Source organism: Streptomyces sp. SA15, assembly GCF_002291145.1.
Classification (GTDB): Bacteria; Actinomycetota; Actinomycetes; order Streptomycetales; family Streptomycetaceae; genus Streptomyces.
Genome location: NZ_NTGE01000124.1, coordinates 30,157 through 48,351, shown reverse-complemented (window position 1 = coordinate 48,351; position 18,195 = coordinate 30,157). Strand labels below are relative to the sequence as shown.

The window sequence follows — 18,195 nt, the reverse complement described above, 5'->3', positions numbered from 1 at the left end:
CTCAACGCCCTCGCCCGCCCGGCGCCCGCGTTCGCGGGCCGAGCCGCCTACGCCCTGTTCTGCCATCCGCTCCGGCGCGGCGGCGTCCTGCCCCGCGAACGCGCGGTCCACGAACGGGCGGCGACCGAGGAACTGACCCTCTCCGGCCGGCGGGTGCGGGTCTACCGCTGGGGCGACGGCACACGCCCGGTGCTGATGCTGCACGGCTGGCAGTCCCGGGCCTCCCGGTACGCGGGCTTCGTACCGCGCCTTCAGGCGCTGGGCCTGACCGCGCTCTCCTTCGACGCGCCGGGGCACGGGGACTCCGAGGGTCGCAGCACCACCCTCCTCGAGTACCGGGAGATCACGCGCCGGCTCCAGGACCGCTACGGCGCCTTCCACACGGTGGTCGCCCATTCCCTCGGTGCCACCAGCGCCTTCCTGTCGCTGCGCGGCGGCGTACGGTGCGGGCGGCTCGTCACGGTGTCGGCGGTGAAGGATTTCGGCCATTTTCCCGACGAGTTCGTACGGCTGCTGGGGCTCGGCCCCGGCCTGCGGCGCGACCTGCGCCACCGGATCGAGCACCGGCTGTTCGCGTCCGTCCCGGACTGCTGGGCGCTGTTCGACGCCACGCGTGCGCCCGAGGAGATCGACGTACCGATGCGGATCATTCATGACACGGACGACGAAATGGTCCCGGTCGCGCAGGCGCACGCGCTGAAGGCCGCATACGGCGACCGGGCGGAGCTGGTGCTCACCCGTGGCCTGGGGCACCGCAAGGTGCTGGGCGAGCAGGCGGTCGTCGACCATGCGATGGACTTCATCACGTCGGCGCCCGCCGGATCCCCCTTTTAAATGCACGCACGGTCGTTTAGTTTGTGCGGTGCCGGTCCGGTCGCTGCGGACCGGGCGACGCCCGCGCATCGACGACGAAGGGATCACCTCCCATGACCACCGCCTCCTCCCCCTCACCGGGCGCAGGACCCGCCCAGACCGCGGAACCGGACGGTGAGCGGGCGCCGGGGACTCCGGAGACGACCGCGACGGCCGCGTCGGCCGCGGCCTCGGCGAAACGCGCGCTGCTCGTCGCGTCCGGGGCCACGTTCCTCGCCGTACTCGACACCACCGTCGTGAACATCGCCTTCGCCGACCTCCGCGTCGACTTCCCCGACGCCTCCCTGTCCCAGCTGACCTGGGTCGTGACGGCGTACACCGTCGTGTTCGCGGCGCTGCTGGCCGTGGCCGGCCGGGTCGCGGACGTCACCGGCCGCAAGAAGCTGTTCCTGAGGTCCACGGCGCTGTTCACCCTCGCCTCGCTGCTGAGCGGGCTCGCCACGAGCGTGGAGTTGCTCGTCGCCGCCCGTGCCCTGCAGGGTGTGGCGGCCGCGGGGATGATCCCGGCGGCGCTCGGCCTGGTACTCCAGCACACGCCCCCGGCCCGGCGGCAGATCGCCGTCGGCGTCTGGGGAGCGGTGGGCAGCATGGCCGCCGCCGTGGGCCCGAGCCTCGGCGGACTGCTGGTGGACGTGTGGGGCTGGCGCAGCGTCTTCCTGATCAACCTGCCGATCGGGCTCGCCATCGTGATGATCACGACCCGGCTCGCCGGAGACACACCGAGCGGACGCCGGCTGCCCGACCCGGTGGGGACGCTGGCCCTGGCCCTGGGTGTCGGCGGCGTCGTCTTCGGCGTGACCCAGGGGACCGAATGGGGCTGGGGCAGCGGACGCGTGCTCGGCCTGCTGATCGGCGGTGCGGTGCTCCTCGCGGTGGCCCTGCTGGTGTCCCGGCGGCACGAGGCGCCCGCCGTCGAGTGGGACCTGTGGCGCAACCGCGCCTTCGCGGCCACCAACGTCACCTCCGTGCTCTTCGGCGCGGCCATGTACTCCTACCTCCTGTCCTCGCTGCTGTTCCTCAACGCGGTGTGGGGTTACTCCGAGTTGAAGGCGGGCCTCGCGGTCACGCCGGGGGCCTTCGCCGCCGCGGTCGGCGCCATGGTGGTGGGGCGGCGCGTCCGCCCGGCCGCCCAGTGGGTCGCGGTGGCCGTCGGCTCCGTGCTGTTCGGCGCCTCGTGCGGGGCGATGTGGCTGTTGCTCGGGGACGAGCGGCAGTACGCGGCGGTGTGGCTGCCCCTCGGCATCGTGGGCGGGCTCGGCATCGGCGCGGCGCTGACGGCGATCTCCAACGCGGCCACGGCCTCGCTGCCGCCGCAGCGCTTCGCCTCCGGCACGGGCCTGCTCATGACGACCCGGCAGGTCGGTGGTGCGCTGGGCATCGCGGCCCTGGCGGCCATTCTCGAGCGGTACGACGTCCTCGACGACCAGGGATACCTGGAGGTGTTCCTCGCCTGCGCCGTCGGCGCACTGGCGGCAGCGGTGGCCGCGCCGGCGATCCGCGTCCGGTCCTCGCGGACTTCCTGACATATCCGCTTGCCCGCGACGGGAGTTCACCGCTCCCGCGACGATATGAAGAAGAGGAAGAAGACAGCGCCATGCCTCCCATCGACCGGTCCGACCGCTCCGCCGCGCGAGCGGAGCACTCTCTGCTGGCCGAGCTGCAGCCGGTGGTGGAGAGCAACCTCCACCGTCATCTCGGCGTCGCCAAGGAATGGTTCCCGCACGAGTACGTCCCGTGGAGCGAGGGCCGGACCTTCGACGGTCCGCTCGGCGGCCGGGCGTGGACGACGGACGAGGCCACGCTGCCGGAGGTGGCCCGTACCTCGCTCGTGGTCAACCTGCTCACCGAGGACAACCTGCCCGGATATCACTTCGCGGTCGCCGAGTTCGGCAAGGACGGCGCCTGGGGCACCTGGGTCGACCGCTGGACGGCCGAGGAGGCCCGGCACGGTATCGCGCTGCGCGACTACCTGCTGGTCACCCGGGCCGTCGACCCCAGAGCCCTGGAGCGCGCACGGATGACACACATGTCGGGGGGCTATGCGCGCCCCGACGGCTTCAGCGCGCTGCACGCCATCGCGTATGCCGCGTTCCAGGAGCTCGCCACCCGCATCTCGCACCGCAACACCGGCCAGGCGAGCACCGATCCGGTCTGTGACGCGCTGCTCGCCCGGATCGCCGCGGACGAGAACCTGCACATGGTCTTCTACCGCAACCTGGTCGAGGCCGCGTTCGAGCTGACACCCGGCACCGCGATGGAGGTCGTCCGCGACGTCGTCGTCGGGTTCGAGATGCCCGGATCGACGATCAAGGACTTCGGACGCAAGTCCGCGGAGATCGCCATCGCGGGCATCTACGATCTGCGGCTGCACCACGACAGCGTGGTCATGCCGATCCTGCGCAAGCTGCGGATCTTCGAACGGACGGGGCTCGGGGCGGCGGGAGAGGCGGCGCGAGAAGAACTCGCCGCCTTCGTCGCACAGTTGGACAAGAAGGCGACGTCCTTCACAGACCGCCGCGAGGGCATCCGCGCGGCACGGGCCCTACGGGAGGCGGCGGCCTGACACCGCCGACGGCAAGCCGAGGGGGTGACCGGGATCCGACCCGGTCACCCCCTCGGCGTTCGCGCCCCGACCGACCGCGCCGGAGGGCCCCTCACTGCGGCTCCCTTGCCGGACCGGCGCCGAGAGCGGTGCGGGAGGCGGCGATCGCGGGGCAAAGCCGGACGTGCGGGCCGGCACGAGTGTGATGCCGGCCCGCGTGCCGCCGGCTGTGCGGGCAAGGCGGGGATATGACGTCAGGGCCTGACTTCCGGCACGGGCCCTGGGCGATACCAGGGTCAGCCGTGCGGGACCTGGGGAGTCTGTTCCGCCATGAGGGTGTGCCACTTGTCGGGTCGGCCGACCCACTCCTCGCCGTCGGCGAGCGGCACGACGTCCGCCGTGGTGGCCAGCGGGAGCCGGGGTGCGAGCCGGGCGTTCCACTCCAGGGCGGGCTGGAGTTCCGGGGGCAGCTCGTCCTCCGGGTAGATCGCGTCGGCCGGGCACGCCTCGACGCAGTTGCCGCAGTCGATGCACTCCGCGGGGTCGATCACCAGAAAGGTCTCGGCCTCCCGGAAACAGGCGACGGGACAGTAGGTGACGCACTCCGCGAACTTGCAGCGCACGCACTGCTCGGTGACCACATGTGTCACGCGCCGTCCTCCTCGAGTCCGCTCGGCACGCCGAGCAACTCGCCGTGCCGGTCCGCGAAGCGGTGTCCGGCGTCGAGGCCGAGTTCGTACGCCTTGACGAGCCCGCCGGACGTCGCGGCGGCATAGTCGACGCCCAGGTCCTTGAGGTCCTGGTCCGGCTTGACGACCAGGACCGGCGCCCCGTGCAACGCGGAGCCGTCGCCGATCTCCTCGGACGCGTAGAGGTCGCGGAAGAGCGGGAAGGGGTCGCAGCCGATGGCGATCAGCACGGCCACGTCCTTGGCGGCGACCTCGCGCGCCGGGCAGGAGCAGGTGTACGAGGCGTCGACGTACGCCTCCCCGGCGATCTCGGCCGGTACGTCCCAGGCGTGCAGCATGCGCGTGGAGGCGTAGGCCACCGCGTCGTAGTTGGCCGGCGTCAGCCGCGGCTCCTCGCCGCCTGGGATGGCACGCGAGGAGAACACGGCCGTGGCCAGGTTCTCCAGGACCCAGCCGCGGTCGCCGGTGAAGACGTTGCGCAGCAGTTGCCGGCCGAGCGTCTTCGCCTCGGGGCCCTGGGTGGCCTGTGCGCCCGCCGAGGTGGTGACCTTGCTGGTGGCCAGCAGGAACTCGGGGGCCGAGGGCCGGAAGAGACCCTCGCGCAGTACGGGCCCGTACTGCGCGATGCTGTCGAGCACGACCTGGCTCATGCCCTTGTGCGCGGCGCCCGCGGCGGCGTCGAGCCAGTACTCCACGCCGGTGTGCCGGGCCAGGCCCACCGCGGCGAGGCCGCCGGACAGCGCCGACGAGGAGGCGGTGCCGTACACGTGGGCGCGCAGTCCGCGCTCCTCGAATGCTGACAGCACGCCATGGCCGTAGACACCCTTCAGCATGCCCGAGGCGACGGCGATGCCGATGCGGCCCGGGGTGACCTGCCCGCTCATCGAGCCGGTCCGTTCTCGGAGCGCGGCATGGTGCCGGCGGGGGTCTCGGGCCAGTCCTTCAGGAACTGGGCGTCGATCACGGCGTCCAGGTGGTCCTTGATCCACTGGTTGGGACCGGGCTGCCGGTCCGCCGTGTCACCCAGGTGGGGAGCGAAGTGCGCGAGCGTCATGGCGTCCTCCAAGGGGGAGTGCTGACACCCGACAATAGCACGACCGTGCGTTTACTTTTACGGGCATCTGGAGAGCTATCTGATACCCGAGAAAAGTGAGCGAACGATCGTGCTAATATCCGGCATCCCTGATCGATCTGGAGGGCGTGGCATGGATCCCGCGACGGCAGCCGTCAGGACGGCCCTGAGCGCCGAGGGGGAGGAGCTGTTCGACCTCTTCCGCCGGCCGCACGGCCGCAGCAGGCCCCGGCCCGACGAGCGGGCGGTGATCGAGAGCGCCCGGACCGGCGAGCTGCGGGCCGGTGGCGCGGCGGCGGTCACGTATGGCTGGGGCGACGGAGAGCGCCCGGTACTCCTGGTGCACGGCTGGGAGTCGCGTGCCTCGCGGTACGCGAAGGTCGTCGCCCGGCTGGTCGAGCGGGGCTACAGCCCGGTGTCCTTCGACGCGCCCGGGCACGGGGAGTCCGAGGGAGACAGTACGACCCTGCTGGAGTACCGCGACATCATCGCCGAACTCCACCGTAAGCACGGGGAGTTCGAGGCCGTCGTCGGGCACTCCTTCGGCGTCCTCGCGACCTTCCTGGCGCTGCGGCAGGGCCTGCGGGCCGGCCGGATCGTGGCGGTCAGCCCGGTTCCGGACTTCGCGTACCTCGTCGACACGTTCTGCGCACGGATGCGACTGCGGCCGCACCTCGGGGACGAACTGCGCCACCGCATCGAGCGGGATCTCTACCCGGGCGAAGAGGACATGTGGACGCGGTTCTCCGTCCTCCATCGCGCCGGGGACGTCCCGCTCCCGCTCCTCGTCGTGCACGACGAGGACGACGAGGCCGTGGACCCGGGGCAGGCGGAGCGGATCGTCGAGACCTTCGGCGAGCGGGCGCGCCTGGTCACCACCCGCAGGTTCGGCCACCGGCGGATCCTCGGCGCGCCCCAAGTCGTCGAGGAGATCACGGAGTTCGTGGCGGGCGGTGCCGCCCGGGCCGGCCGTCCGGCCGGGGTGACGGCGCGGTGAGCGGCATCCTCGCGGGCAAGCGCGTGCTGGTGACCGGCGTCCTGATGGAGTCCTCGATCGCCTTCCACGCCGCCCGTCTCGCCCAGGAACAGGGCGCCGAGGTGGTGCTCACCGGTTACGGCCGGCTCGGCCTGGTCGAGCGTGTCGCCCGGCGGCTGCCCCGCCCGGCGCCGCTCGTCGAACTCGACGTCCGGGACACGGCCCAGCTCGACAGCCTGGCCGACCGGATCAGGAAGTGCGCGGGCGGCGACACACGGCTGGACGGCGTGGTGCACTCCATCGCCTTCGCCCCGCAGGACGCGCTCGGGGGCGACTTCATGGCCACCGGCTGGGATTCCGTGGCGACCGCGCTCGAGGTGTCCGCCTACTCCCTCAAGGCCCTGGCCATGGCCTGTCTGCCGCTGATGAAGGAGCGCGGCGGGGCGATCGTGGGCCTGGACTTCGACGCGCGGATCGCCTGGCCCGCGTACGACTGGATGGGCGTGGCCAAGGCCGCGCTGGAGGCGACCTCGCGGTACGTCGCCCGTGACCTCGGCCCGCGTGACATCCGCTGCAACCTGGTCGCGGCGGGGCCGGTCAAGACCATGGCGGCCAGGCACATCCCGGGGTTCGACACCTTCCGTGAAGTGTGGGAGACGCGTGCTCCCCTCGGCTGGGACCTGGCCGACCCCGAACCGGCCGCCCGTGCCGTCGTCGCGCTGCTGTCCGACTGGTTCCCCCGGACCACGGGGGAGATCGTGCACGTCGACGGCGGTGTGCACGCCGTCGGCGCATGACACCGGCCTCGGACACACCGGCGGCGGCCCGCTCCCGTGGGGAACGGGCCGCCGTCCGTGATCCGCGCGCTCAGGGAGTCTCGGGCAGAAGCGACGGGTCGGTGGCCACGGCCCGCAGGCGGTTCAGGATGGCCTTGGCCGCCTTGTCGTAGCAGGTGAACTCGTTGTGCAGGACGGATTCGGCGTTCGCCATCTCCAACAGCGCGACGATCTCGAAGACGAGCTGGGGGACATCCGTGTCCCCGTCGATCTCGCCCGCCAGTTGCGCCTCCCGCACGGTCTGCTCCAGGTAGGTGAACCAGTTGGTGCGGGCCGCGGCGAGCGTGTCGTGGATCTTGCCCTCCCGGGCGTCGTACTCGGCCGAGACCGCGAAGAAGAAGCAGCCGCCGGGGAAGACCCGTTCCTTGGAGTAGGTGAGCCAGGCGGTGCACAGCCGCCACAGGCGGCCGACTCCCGACGGCAGGTCGCGGGCCGGCTGGACCACGTGCTCCAGATAGACGGTGATGGCGGCCCGGATGGTGGCGAGTTGCAGGTCCTCCTTGGACCCGAACAGGGCGAACACGCCGCTCTTGCTGAGCTGGAGCTCGTTCGCCAACTGGCCGAGGGACAGTCCTTGCAGTCCGTCGACCGACGCGATGTCCACGGCGCGCCTGAGGATCAGCTGACGGCTCTGGTTGCCGCGAGCGATCCGCCCGTCCTCCTGAGTGCCTGCCACGCCCATGTGTTACCCGCTCTCCTGTGACCCCTTCGGCGTAGGTTACTCGAGTGTAGCCAATGAGCGGACGTTCGTGCGGTTAGTGCGGAACGGATTGTTCCAGCCCGACGACCGCTCGCCCCTCAACCGCTCGCCCCTCAACCGCTCGCCCCTCAACCGCTCGCCCCTCGACCGCTCGCCCGTCGACCGCTCAGTCCGCCGAGGCGGTGCGCACGCCCGCCTCGCCGGTCCGCTCCGGTCCGTGTGCGACGAAGTCCAGCACGGTCCGTACGACGTCGGGGTCGCCCAGGATCCGCCGGTGCCCGAGGCCGCTCGTGGTGACCAGCCGGGCCCGGTCGCCGAAGGCCGCGGCGAGCCGCTGCCCCTGCGTCACCCGGATCCTGGTGTCGTCCTCGTCGTGGATCACCAGGACGGGTGAGCGTACGTCGTCGGTCGTGTCCGTCACGGTGAAGGGCACCTGCTCGGCGGGCAGGTCCGGAAACAGGTCCTCGGCGATCCGGCGGTGCAGCTCGGCCTTGAGCGGGGCACGCAGCCTGAGCTCGGAACAGAACTCCTCGACCAGGTAGTCGAAGTCGCACACCCCGCTGATGGTGACGATCCGCTCCGCCTTCACCCCGTGCTTCATCGCGAAGAAGGACCCCAGGGCGCCCAGGGAGTGCGCCACCAGGGCCTCGAAGGTGCCGTACTGGTCGTGGAGCGCGGTGATGATCGCCCGGTAGTCGAGGATGGTGGTGCTCCGGCCGGTGGCGTCGCCGTGGCCGGGGGCGTCGAAGGTGACGACGCTGTGACCGCGGTCGAGGAGCCCGGGGACGAAGTCGGACAGGCGCGAGGCGCGCGACTGCCAGCCGTGCACCAGCAGGACGGGGCGTGCGCCGTCCCCCCACCGGTAGGTCACGGCCTGCTTGCCGCCGACGTCCACGCGCCCCACCTGGGCGGCGTCGAACAGCTCGCGCTCGGCGGACCGCAGCCCGCTGCGGGCGAGCGGCATGTGGAACAGGGTGTACGCGCCGGTGCCCGCCAGCCGACCCGAGACGCGGGAGACGGTGTTGAGGACGGTGCTCGCGACGGCCTCGGTGGGATTCATGATCGCTCCTCGATCGGCGTCAGAGGCGTGTTATATTAGCACGAACGATCGTGCCGTTTTACTGTTTCCTCAGAGTCCACGACTCCCGCATGCCTTGGGGGTCACGACTCCGCCCGCCTAGGGAGAGCGCCGTGTCGCCCACCATCTGGTTCGCACCGTGGAAGCCCGGCCCGGCGGACCACCCGGCGCCCGGTGCTGATCCCGGCGGCGGGGTCGTCGTGAGCGTCACCGGGTTCGCGCCGCACCGGCCGTGGACCGCGCTCGGCGTCAATGTCGCCGGCATCGCCCTGCGCCGGAGCTGGCAGGACGTGGAGGGGGCGGTCGGGCTCTGGCTGTGGTCGGTGCTCGATCCCCTGAATCCTCGCTCGGGTTCGGTCTCCGTCTGGCGCGACGAGAAGGACCTGAGGGGCTTCGTGGCCCGCCCCGACCACCTGCGGATCATGCGCGCCTACCGGCACCGGGGCGACCTGCGGTCGACGACCTGGCAGACGGACCACTTCGACCGGGACGCCACCCATGCGGCAGCCCGGTCGCTCATCGCCGGCTGGTGCGCACAGCCCGTCCGACGAGGCTGACCGCTCGAGGCGGGCCGGCGCCCGCGCCCGGGCGGAACGGCACTGATTCGGCGGGCAGTTCGCCGAGGTCGCCGCGGCCGAGGAGACCGCCGTTGATCGCCCTTGATCGAGTGGTGACGGCCACGGCACGGGCGTACGGTCGAACGGTGGACTGCGGTGGACGGAACCGTTCACCGCCCCTCGTGAGGGTTCTGCCCCCGAGAGTGCGACCTGCCATGACGAGCCCGCAGCCGACGCCCCCAGCACGGACCACCGCCCGGGAACCCGGCGGTGGCGGGAGCCCCATGGCCCTGCTGGTCATCGCGTCGTGTCAGCTCATGGTGGTGCTGGACATCACCATCGTGAACATCGCGCTGCCGCACATCCAGCGCTCCCTGGACTTCTCCACCGCCGGCCTGTCCTGGGTGGTCAACGCGTACACCCTCACCTTCGGCGGTCTGCTGCTGCTCGGCGGCCGGGTCGGCGACATCCTCGGCAGACGGCGCGTGTTCGTCTTCGGGGTGTTGCTCTTCGTGCTCGCCTCCCTGCTCGGCGGGCTCGCCCAGAACGCCGGCCAACTCCTCGCCGCCCGCGCCCTCCAGGGCGTCGGCGGCGCCATCGCGTCCCCGACCGCCCTCGCCCTGATCAGCACCACCTTCCGCGAGGGGCCCGAACGCAACCGTGCCTTCGGGGTGTTCGCCGCGGTCTCCGCGGGCGGCGGCGCGCTCGGACTGCTCGCGGGCGGGATCCTCGTCGAATGGCTGAACTGGCGGTGGGTGCTCTTCGTCAACGTTCCGATCGGGCTGCTCATCGCCCTCGCCATACCCCGCTGGATCAGGGAGTCCGAACGCCGTCCCGGCCACTTCGACATCACCGGCGCGCTCACCTCGACCGTGGGCATGGTGCTGCTGGTGTACGGATTCATCCGGGCCGCGCAGGACGGCTGGCGGGACGGGCTCACGCTGGCCTCGTTCGCCGCGGCCGTCGTCGTCCTCGCGACGTTCATCCTGATCGAGCGGCGTTCCAGGCAGCCGATCACACCGCTGCACATGTTCGCCGACCGCAACCGCGCGGGCACCTACGGCATCATGCTGTGCCTGGCCGCCGCGATCTTCGGCATGTTCTTCTTCCTCACGCTCTTCGTGCAGAATGTGCTGGACTTCAGCCCTCTGCGAACCGGGCTCGCCTTCCTGCCGGTCAGCGCGGTCATCGCGATCGGCGCCGGGCTGGCCTCGCGGTTCCTGCCCACGTACGGCCCCAAGCCCTTCATGGTGGTGGGGGCCATCCTGGCGGCGACGGGCCTGGCCTGGCTGACCCTGACCGACGTCCACTCCACCTACGCGGGCAGCGTCCTCGGGCCGCTCCTCGTCTTCAGTCTCGGCATGGGCATGGAGTTCGTCTCGCTCACCCTCATGGCGCTTTCCAACGTCCACACCCGGGAGACCGGCGCCGCCTCCGGACTGCTCAACGCCACCCAGCAGGTCGGTGGTTCGCTCGGGCTGTCCATCCTGGTCACGATGTTCGGTACGGCCGGCACGAACGAGGCGGAGGAGCAGATCCCGCGCTTCCTGTCGCAGGTGACCCCGGCCGAGCGCCTGCGGTTCCAACGCACCGGTGATCTTCCGCCGCCCTGGGCCGACGAGGTCCTCACCGCAGGGGTGGCGGCCGCCTTCATCGCGGCGGCGATCTTCACCGTGGTCGCCGCGCTGATCGCCGTCCTGGTCATCCAGGTCCGCCCGTCCGACCTGGAACGTCTCAAGGGCGGAGTGGGCCCGGGGCCGGGCTGAGAGCCTGTGTCGCATCCCCGGTCGGGCGCGGGCGACGAAAATCCCGTGCCCCGCCGCTCCCCGTTCCCTACACTCACCACGCGGCATACGCCGCCCGATGACAGGGCCGCGTGTGCCATGACGTGACAGACGAGTCGTGCCAGACGAGTGAGGGGAGACCGGTCGTGCGTTGCCGCACCGCTGTCGTCGCTCCCCGGCCGCAGTACGACGTGATCCTCGTGTCCTCGTTCCTCCGGTGCCCGCTGCGCGGCCGGTACCGGATGCCCGCGACGAACGACTGACGACGACGCTCAGCCCGAGGGCTCATCTCAACGACTCACCCTGACGGCTCGCTCCGGCCTGCCCGTCGGCGTGTCTCCGCAAGGTTCGTTTCGTCCGGGAATCGCGCTGCCCTGTCACTCACCGTCCGAAAGGCCAAAAGGGCCGTGCGCACTCACCTCAACCCTCTCACCACCGTCCGCAACCTCGGCATACTCGCCCACGTCGACGCGGGCAAGACCACCGTCACCGAGCGGATCCTGTATGCCACCGGGACCACGCACAAGCGCGGCGAGGTCCACGACGGCACCACCGTCACCGACTTCGACCCGCAGGAGCGCGATCGCGGGATCACGATCTTCGCCGCGGCGGTGAGCTGCGCCTGGGACGGTCACCGGATCAACCTGATCGACACCCCGGGCCACGTGGACTTCGCCGACGAGGTGGAGCGCTCGCTGCGCGTGCTCGACGGCGCGGTCGCGGTGTTCGACGCCGTCGCGGGCGTGGAGCCGCAGAGCGAGTCGGTGTGGCGGCAGGCCGACCGGCACGGCGTGCCGAGGATCGCGTTCGTCAACAAGCTGGACCGGGCCGGCGCCGACCTCGACACGGCCGTGGCGTCGATCCGGGACCGGCTGCACCCGGCCCCGCTGGTCGTACAGCTGCCCATCGGCCGCGAGGACGCCTTCACCGGCGTCGTGGACCTCGTCCGGCTGCGGGCGCTGAACTGGCCCGACGGCGGTGGTGCGGTGGAGGAGGGCCCTGTGCCGGACGCCCTGCGCGAGGAGGCGATACGGCGACGCCGGCTGCTGGAGGAGGCCGTGGCCGAACTCCACCCGGGAGCGTTGGAGGAATTCTGTATGCGGTCGACAGTCGACGCGCCGTTGCTCGACGCGCCGTTGCTCGACGCGCAGACGCTCGTCGGCGCCCTGCGCGACCTCACCCGCAGCGGCGACGGCGTGGTCGTCCTGTGCGGTTCGGCCTACCGCAACCGTGGCATCGAACCGCTGCTCGACGCCGTCGTCGCGTACCTGCCGTCGCCGCTGGACGTGCCCGCCGTACGCGGCACGTGCGACGGAGCGCGGCAGGAGCGCGCCGCCGACCCGCGGGCGCCGTTCGCGGCACTGGCGTTCAAGGTGAACGCGACCCCGACGGGACGGCTGACGTACCTGCGGGTGTACTCGGGAACGATTCTGAAGGGAGACGCCGTGCGGGACACGAGCGCGGGGCGCACCGAGCGCATCGGGCGGATCCTGCGGGTCCAGGCCGACCGGCACGCCCAGCTGGAGACCGCGGTCGCCGGGGACATCGTCGCCGTGGTCGGGCTGAAGTCCGCCCGCGCCGGCTCGACCCTGTGCGCACCGGACGCTCCCCTCGTCCTCGAACCGCCGAGCGTGGCCGAACCGGTGGTCTCCGTGGCGGTCGAGGCACGCAGGTCCACCGACACCGACCGGCTGGCCTCGGCGCTCGCCCGGCTGGCCGAGGAGGATCCGTCGCTGGTGGTCCGGACCGACCCCGAGACCGGTCAGACGGTGCTGTCCGGCATGGGCGAACTGCATCTGGAGGTCGCGGTGGAGAAGGTACGGCGTGACCACGGGCTGGACGTGGGCGTCGGCCGCCCCCGGGTGGCCTACCGTGAAACGGTCGTCCGGGGCGTGTCCGGCCTGGTCCACCGGCACGTCAAACAGGACGGCGGGGCGGGTCAGTTCGCCCATGTCGTCCTGGACGTGGAGCCCTTCGAGGACGGTGGCTTCACGTTCCGTTCGACCGTGGTCGGCGGGCGCGTGCCGCAGGAGTACGTCCGGGCGGTCGAGGCCGGCTGCCGGGACGCCCTGGGCGAGGGACCGCTCGGCGGGCACCCGGTGACCGGGCTGCGCGTCACCCTCACCGACGGGGCGACGCACGTGAAGGACTCCTCGGAGGCGGCCTTCCGTACGGCGGGCCGGTTCGCGCTCCGGGAAGCCCTGCGCGCCTGCGCGATGGCCGTATTGGAACCGGTCGTCGAGGTCACGGTCACCGTGCCCGAGGACGCCGTCGGCGGGGTGCTCGGCGACCTGGCGGCGCGCCGCGGGCGGGTCTCGGGTTCGACGGCCCGGCCCGGCACGGCGGTCGTCACCGCCACCGTGCCGCTGGCCGAGCTCTTCGGCTACGCGACCCGGTTGCGCAGCCGCACCCAGGGCCGCGGCACCTTCACGACGCGGCCCACCGGCCACGCCCCGGCGCCGGTCGCGACGTCGGCGCGGTAGCACACGAGGCGGCCCCTCCCGTACGCGGGCGGGGCCGCCGTCAGCCAGGGAGCCTGCCCCCGCTGATCATGCGGCGCCGCAATCCAGTTGTCCGGCACAGCGCCCGGTGACAGGCTCGCGCGCATGCCCACCTTCTGCGCGCCCGACGGAACCCGCCTCGCCCACCACGTGTCCGGGGACGGCCCGCCCCTGATCTGCCTGCCCGGCGGCCCCATGCAGGACTCCGTCTACCTGGGCGACCTGGGCGGCCTGACCACCCACCGCACCCTGATCAGGCTGGACCTGCGAGGAACGGGCCACTCGGCGACGCCCGCCGACCCTGCGTCGTACCGCTGCGACCGCCAGGTGGACGACGTCGAGGCGCTGCGCAAGGAACTCGGCCTGGACCGTATGGACCTCCTGGCCCACTCGGCCGGAGCGAATCTGGCGGCCCTGTACACGGCCCGCCACCCCGAGCGTGTCGCGCGGCTCGCCCTGATCACCCCGAGCGTCTACGCGGTCGGCATCGAGGTCACCCCCGAGGACCGTCTGCGCACCGCACGCCTGCGCCGGGGCGAACCGTGGTTCACCCCGGCGTACGAGGCCCTGGAGACGATCACCGCCGGTCGCCCGGCCTCCGACGCCTGGCAGGCGATCGCTCCGTTCTCCTTCGGCCGCTGGGACGAGCGAGCCCGGGCCTTCAAGGCCGCCGAGGACAAACAGCGCAACGACGAGGCCGCGGCCCGCTACGCCTCGGACGGCGCCTTCACCCCCGAGGCCACGCGCCCGGCTCTGGCCGCCTTCCCCAGGCCGGTGCTCGTGCTGGCCGGCGAGGTGGATGTGGCGGGGCCTCCGCGGGCGCTGGGGGAGTACGCCGGACTGTTCGCGAATGCGGAGTTCGTCGTCCAGCCCGGCGCCGGCCACTTTCCCTGGCTCGACGACGCCGACCGGTTCGCCGCGACCGTGGCGGACTTCCTGGCCGGGGCCGGTGATCCAGTCAGCAGTCCCTGAACTCCGGCGACTGGTTCAGCACCTGCGACCGCACGGACGTGAACCGGGTGTGCGTCTCGCCGCCCCGCGCCTGGGGCCGGAACGCCGCCACCCGGTGGCAGTTCTGGAAGGCGAGGGTCACCCCGAAGTGGCGCTCCAGGCTGCCGCGGATGGCGTCGCTGGCCAGGGCGCGCAGCAGCTGGCCGCGCTCCTGCTCGGACGGGGGAGGGGTCTGGTTGTCGGTGAACTCCGCCTGGCCGCCCTGGAGTTCGGCGGCGAGGGAGGCGATCAGGTCGTAGGCGTACGGCAAGGAGGTGCGGACGGTGTCCACGAAGTCCTCCTCGCGGATGTCACCGTGCTCGGCTTCGGCGAGGAGCGTCGGGGAGACGTCGAGAGACATGTGAGGGGTTCCTGTTCCGTTGCGAATTCCGTAGGGAATTCCGGTGCGAATTTCGTTGCGAAGCGGTGCGAGGTGGTGGGAGGCGATCAGGCCAGTGCGGCCGGGCCCGGTACGAAGTCCGGGTCCACCTGCGCGGCCAGATCCTGGCCGGTCGCCTGGTCCGCCCAGGCCCGGGCGTTGCGCAGATGGAACTCGACGGCGTGCCGCTGGAGGGCCGGCCAGTCCTTGGGGCGGGAGTCGACGGCCTCGCGCAGGACGTTCAGAGCGTGCCGGTTGTGGGCTTCGAGGGAGTCCAACCCGTCCTGGGCGCGGCCCTGTTCGGCCGCGCGCACCCAGGGGGAGTGCACCAGGTGGGTGAGGAGGTCGTCACCCACGTGTTCCTTGAGGAAGAGCAGGTCGTCCTCGCCGGTCACCTTGTTGCCGACGACGGCGATCCGGATCCCGAACTCCCGGGCGTGATCCCGGTACTGGCGGTACACGGAGACGCCCTTGCGGGTGGGTTCCGCCACCAGGAAGGTCAGGTCGAAGCGGGTGAACAGGCCGGAGGCGAACGCGTCGGCGCCCGCCGTCATGTCGACCACGACGTACTCGCCGGGGCCGTCGACCAGGTGGCTGAGGTAGAGCTCCACGCCGCCCAGCTTGGAGTGGTAGCAGGCCACCCCGAGGTCGCTCTCGTCGAACTCGCCCGTCACCATCAGCGGCACGTCACCGACGCGCCGTACGTGCCGCGCGTGCAGTTCGTCGTCGCCGAGCAGACGCAGCAGACGGGAGCCGCGTCCGGGCGGGGTGGTCTTGATCATCGCCTCACGGGAGGCGATGCGCGGGTTGGAGCCGCGCAGGAAGTCCTTGATCTCGCCGAGGTGCGCGCCCAGTGGGGGTGCTCCCAGGGGATCCCCGTCGTGGCCCAGGGCCTCGGCCAGGTGCTGGTTGATGTCGCCGTCGATGGCGAGGACCGGCGCGCCGGAGCCTGCCAGATGCCGGGTGAAGAGCGCCGACAGGGTGGTCTTGCCGCTGCCGCCCTTGCCGACGAATGCGATCCGCACTAGCGCTCCATCTTTCTATCGTTCCAGCTTTTTGAAAATGGATGTCATGTGAGTAGGTTTTAGGGGGCTGGTCTGCGGGTGTCAAATCGCCGACCGGTGTCAAGTCGCCCGAGGGCCACCCGCCGTGATCACACTCCCCGCTTAATGCATATGATGTGCAAGTGCGTAACTACAGCATTAGGGCGGCGAGCCCGGACGACCTCGACGGTGCGCGAGCCGTGATGCTCGACACCGTCTACCGCGACTTCGGTACCGGCTACGTGCCCCGCTGGCACGGCGACATCATCGATCCGGCCGCCGCCTATCTCGTCCCCGCCCGTCACACCCTCCTCGTCGCCCGCACCCCGCAGGACGGAGCCGTCGTGGCCACGGCCGCGCTCGACTCCCGGGGCCCGGCCCACCCGCCCAACCCGCGCCACGTCGCCGACCGTTACCCCTCCGGCGAGACCGCCCAACTGCGCCGGGTGTACGTCCGCCCCGAGCACAGAAGGCGCGGCCTCGCCCGACGCCTGGTCGACGAACTGCTCGCCTTCGCGGCCGCGGACGGCGGCTACCGCGCCGTCTACCTGCACACCGACCCGGCCGTCCCCGGCGCCGAGGCCTTCTGGCGATCGCTCGGCAAGGTCGTGCACGACGAACGCGAGGATCCCGATGGTGGCAACGGGGTCATCCACTTCGAGCTACCGATGGGGCGATAGACCATGCGCCGACTCCGCCTGCTCCTCGCCCTCCTGCTCGCCCCCGTCCTCACCGCCTGCTTCGCCTCCGGCAACGGAAACGATTCCTCCGGCGATGCCGAGGGCGGCTCCCGGCTACGGGTCGACTTCGCCTTCCTGCCCGTCGAGAACCTCTCGCCGTACGGCTGGGACGGCACCATCCTCAGCCGCCTCGGCGTCACCGAGGGCCTGACCGCCCTCGACGCCAACGGCGCCGCCGCCCCCGCCCTGGCCGAGTCCTGGCGCCGTGAGAACGACCGCACCTGGGTGTTCACCCTGCGCGAGGCCACCTTCCAGGACGGCACCGACGTCACCCCGGCCGCGGTGGTCAACGCCCTCACCTACGCCGCGGCGGCCAAGCCCGCGCCCGGGGCCCTGACCGGTGTCACCCTCACCCCGAAGGCCGACGGCGCCAGGGCCGTGCGGATCACCACCAAGGCCCCCGACCCGATCCTTCCGCTGCGCCTGTCCAGCCCGAACCTCGCCGTCCTCGCCACGAAGGCCTACGGCAGGACCGGCCGGGTCGATCCGGTCGGCACCGCCACCGGCCCCTTCGAACTCACCGAGGTCACCGGCAGCAGCGCCGCCTCCCTCGACCGCTACGACGACTACTGGGGCGGCCGCGCCCAGGCCCCCGGGGTCGACGTGAAGTTCATCGCCGACGGCACCGCCCGCGCGAACGCCCTGCGCACCGATCAGGCCGACCTCGTCGAGGCGATCCCCGTCGCGCAGGCCGCCACCCTCGAGGAGGCCACCCGCAAGGCGACGGCCACCACCCGCACCACGAGCCTGCTGCTCAACACCGAATCGGGCCCCTTCCAGGACGCGAAGCTGCGCGCCGCCGCGCGCGAGGCCGTCGACACGTCCGTGCTCGCCAAGGACGTGTACGAGGGATACGCGGACGCGGGCGTCGGCATCTACGGTCCGGCCGTCTCCTGGGCCGAGGGCAAGCGGAGCAAGCCGGTCGGCCGCGCGCAGGCCGGCGCCCCCGACGGCACCTCGATCACCCTGGCCACGTACGACAACCGGCCCGAACTCCCCGAAGTCGCCCAGGTGCTGAAGCAGCAGCTGGAGAAGGCCGGATTCAAGGTCACGCTGGAGGTGCGCGAGTACTCGCGGCTGGAGAGCGACGCGCTCGCCGGGAAGTTCGACGCGGTCGTCCTCGCCCGCAACGCCCTGGTCGACACCGGTGACCCCGTCTCCGTCCTCGCCGGCGACTTCACCTGCGACGGCGACTTCAACCTGGCGCAGCTGTGCGACGCGGACGTCGACCGGGCCGTGGCCAAGGCCGAGGCCACCGCCGACACCGCCGAGCGGCAGGACGCGGCCATGGCCGCCGAGGCGCGGATCCTCGGCACCGACGCCGTCGTCCCGCTGGTCCACCAGCGCGTCATCACCGGTGTCGCCCCCTCGGTACGCGGCGCGCTCCTCGACCCGTACGAGCGCACGCTGGTCGGCATCGGCACCAGGCGCTGAC

General features: G+C 71.9%; 18 protein-coding genes. 11 read left to right on the top strand and 7 right to left on the bottom strand.

Translation table 11 applies throughout. The features are described 5' to 3' along the window. The 3 genes from CLM62_RS29040 to CLM62_RS29030 all read left to right on the top strand — a co-directional run. A partial coding sequence (locus CLM62_RS29040) for an alpha/beta hydrolase (RefSeq protein WP_095752876.1) occupies positions 1–834 on the top strand: 834 nt, incomplete at its 5' end. A 92-nt stretch (positions 835–926) separates the two neighbouring features. Continuing rightward, positions 927–2,396 carry a DHA2 family efflux MFS transporter permease subunit gene (locus CLM62_RS29035; protein WP_095752875.1) on the top strand — a complete coding sequence of 490 codons (1,470 nt, stop codon included), beginning with the start codon at positions 927–929 and terminating at the stop codon, positions 2,394–2,396. A gap of 71 nt (positions 2,397–2,467) precedes the next feature. Then, a complete protein-coding gene (locus tag CLM62_RS29030; RefSeq protein ID WP_095752874.1) occupies positions 2,468–3,436 on the top strand; it encodes an acyl-ACP desaturase in 969 nt (322 codons plus the stop codon). Between the two features lie 275 nt (positions 3,437–3,711). Here CLM62_RS29030 and CLM62_RS29025 read toward each other — a convergent pair whose 3' ends face one another. The 3 genes from CLM62_RS29025 to CLM62_RS50275 are packed head-to-tail and all read right to left on the bottom strand — an operon-like array spanning position 3,712 to position 5,158. Then, the gene (locus CLM62_RS29025) at positions 3,712–4,065 is read right to left on the bottom strand and encodes a ferredoxin family protein (protein WP_095752873.1); all 354 of its coding nucleotides are present in this window, start codon (positions 4,063–4,065) and stop codon (positions 3,712–3,714) included. After that, complete coding sequence (locus CLM62_RS29020) at positions 4,062–4,988, bottom strand: hypothetical protein (RefSeq protein ID WP_095752872.1); 927 nt, start codon at positions 4,986–4,988, stop codon at positions 4,062–4,064. The genes CLM62_RS29025 and CLM62_RS29020 overlap by 4 nt, the downstream gene beginning before the upstream one ends. Then, positions 4,985–5,158 (bottom strand): hypothetical protein, encoded by a 174-nt coding sequence (locus CLM62_RS50275; protein WP_179382265.1) that lies wholly within the window; start codon positions 5,156–5,158, stop codon positions 4,985–4,987. Before CLM62_RS50275 ends, CLM62_RS29020 begins: the two co-directional genes overlap by 4 nt. A 151-nt stretch (positions 5,159–5,309) precedes the next feature. On the opposite strand from CLM62_RS50275, the gene CLM62_RS29015 reads away from it, so the two are divergent. Together CLM62_RS29015 and fabI are read left to right on the top strand one after the other, a co-directional pair. Next, positions 5,310–6,173, top strand: a complete 864-nt coding sequence (locus CLM62_RS29015) for a S9 family peptidase (protein WP_095752871.1) — start codon at positions 5,310–5,312, stop codon at positions 6,171–6,173. Further along, positions 6,170–6,949: an enoyl-ACP reductase FabI gene (fabI, locus tag CLM62_RS29010; RefSeq protein WP_095752870.1), complete on the top strand. Its 780-nt coding sequence runs from the start codon at positions 6,170–6,172 to the stop codon at positions 6,947–6,949. Before CLM62_RS29015 ends, fabI begins: the two co-directional genes overlap by 4 nt. A gap of 70 nt (positions 6,950–7,019) precedes the next feature. Here fabI and CLM62_RS29005 read toward each other — a convergent pair whose 3' ends face one another. Beyond that, complete coding sequence (locus CLM62_RS29005) at positions 7,020–7,670, bottom strand: TetR/AcrR family transcriptional regulator (RefSeq protein WP_095752869.1); 651 nt, start codon at positions 7,668–7,670, stop codon at positions 7,020–7,022. 184 nt (positions 7,671–7,854) lie between these two features. Then, positions 7,855–8,748, bottom strand: a complete 894-nt coding sequence (locus tag CLM62_RS29000) for an alpha/beta fold hydrolase (RefSeq protein ID WP_095752868.1) — start codon at positions 8,746–8,748, stop codon at positions 7,855–7,857. Between the two features lie 131 nt (positions 8,749–8,879). Here CLM62_RS29000 and CLM62_RS28995 point away from each other — a divergent pair, with 131 nt between their 5' ends. The 4 genes from CLM62_RS28995 to CLM62_RS28980 all read left to right on the top strand — a co-directional run bounded on the left by CLM62_RS28995 (position 8,880) and on the right by CLM62_RS28980 (position 14,580). Next, the gene (locus tag CLM62_RS28995) at positions 8,880–9,323 is read left to right on the top strand and encodes a hypothetical protein (protein WP_095752867.1); all 444 of its coding nucleotides are present in this window, start codon (positions 8,880–8,882) and stop codon (positions 9,321–9,323) included. 284 nt (positions 9,324–9,607) lie between these two features. Then, positions 9,608–11,089: an MFS transporter gene (locus CLM62_RS28990; RefSeq protein ID WP_095752866.1), complete on the top strand. Its 1,482-nt coding sequence runs from the start codon at positions 9,608–9,610 to the stop codon at positions 11,087–11,089. Positions 11,090–11,514: 425 nt separating this feature from the next. After that, positions 11,515–13,590: an elongation factor G gene (gene fusA / locus CLM62_RS28985; RefSeq protein WP_095752865.1), complete on the top strand. Its 2,076-nt coding sequence runs from the start codon at positions 11,515–11,517 to the stop codon at positions 13,588–13,590. Positions 13,591–13,713: 123 nt separating this feature from the next. After that, positions 13,714–14,580 (top strand): alpha/beta fold hydrolase, encoded by an 867-nt coding sequence (locus tag CLM62_RS28980; RefSeq protein WP_095752864.1) that lies wholly within the window; start codon positions 13,714–13,716, stop codon positions 14,578–14,580. Here CLM62_RS28980 and CLM62_RS28975 read toward each other — a convergent pair. After that, positions 14,567–14,959 (bottom strand): SCO5389 family protein, encoded by a 393-nt coding sequence (locus CLM62_RS28975; protein WP_095752863.1) that lies wholly within the window; start codon positions 14,957–14,959, stop codon positions 14,567–14,569. The two genes, CLM62_RS28980 and CLM62_RS28975, sit on opposite strands and share 14 nt — an antisense overlap. A gap of 86 nt (positions 14,960–15,045) precedes the next feature. Further along, entirely contained in the window at positions 15,046–16,002 is a 957-nt protein-coding gene (locus CLM62_RS28970) for an ATP-binding protein (protein ID WP_095752862.1), read from the bottom strand. 161 nt (positions 16,003–16,163) lie between these two features. Between CLM62_RS28970 and CLM62_RS28965 the strand changes: the two genes are divergently transcribed. Continuing rightward, the gene (locus tag CLM62_RS28965; RefSeq protein ID WP_095752861.1) at positions 16,164–16,700 is read left to right on the top strand and encodes a GNAT family N-acetyltransferase; all 537 of its coding nucleotides are present in this window, start codon (positions 16,164–16,166) and stop codon (positions 16,698–16,700) included. Positions 16,701–16,703: 3 nt separating this feature from the next. Continuing rightward, the gene (locus CLM62_RS28960) at positions 16,704–18,194 is read left to right on the top strand and encodes an ABC transporter substrate-binding protein (RefSeq protein WP_095752860.1); all 1,491 of its coding nucleotides are present in this window, start codon (positions 16,704–16,706) and stop codon (positions 18,192–18,194) included. The last annotated feature ends 1 nt before the right edge of the window (position 18,195 follow it).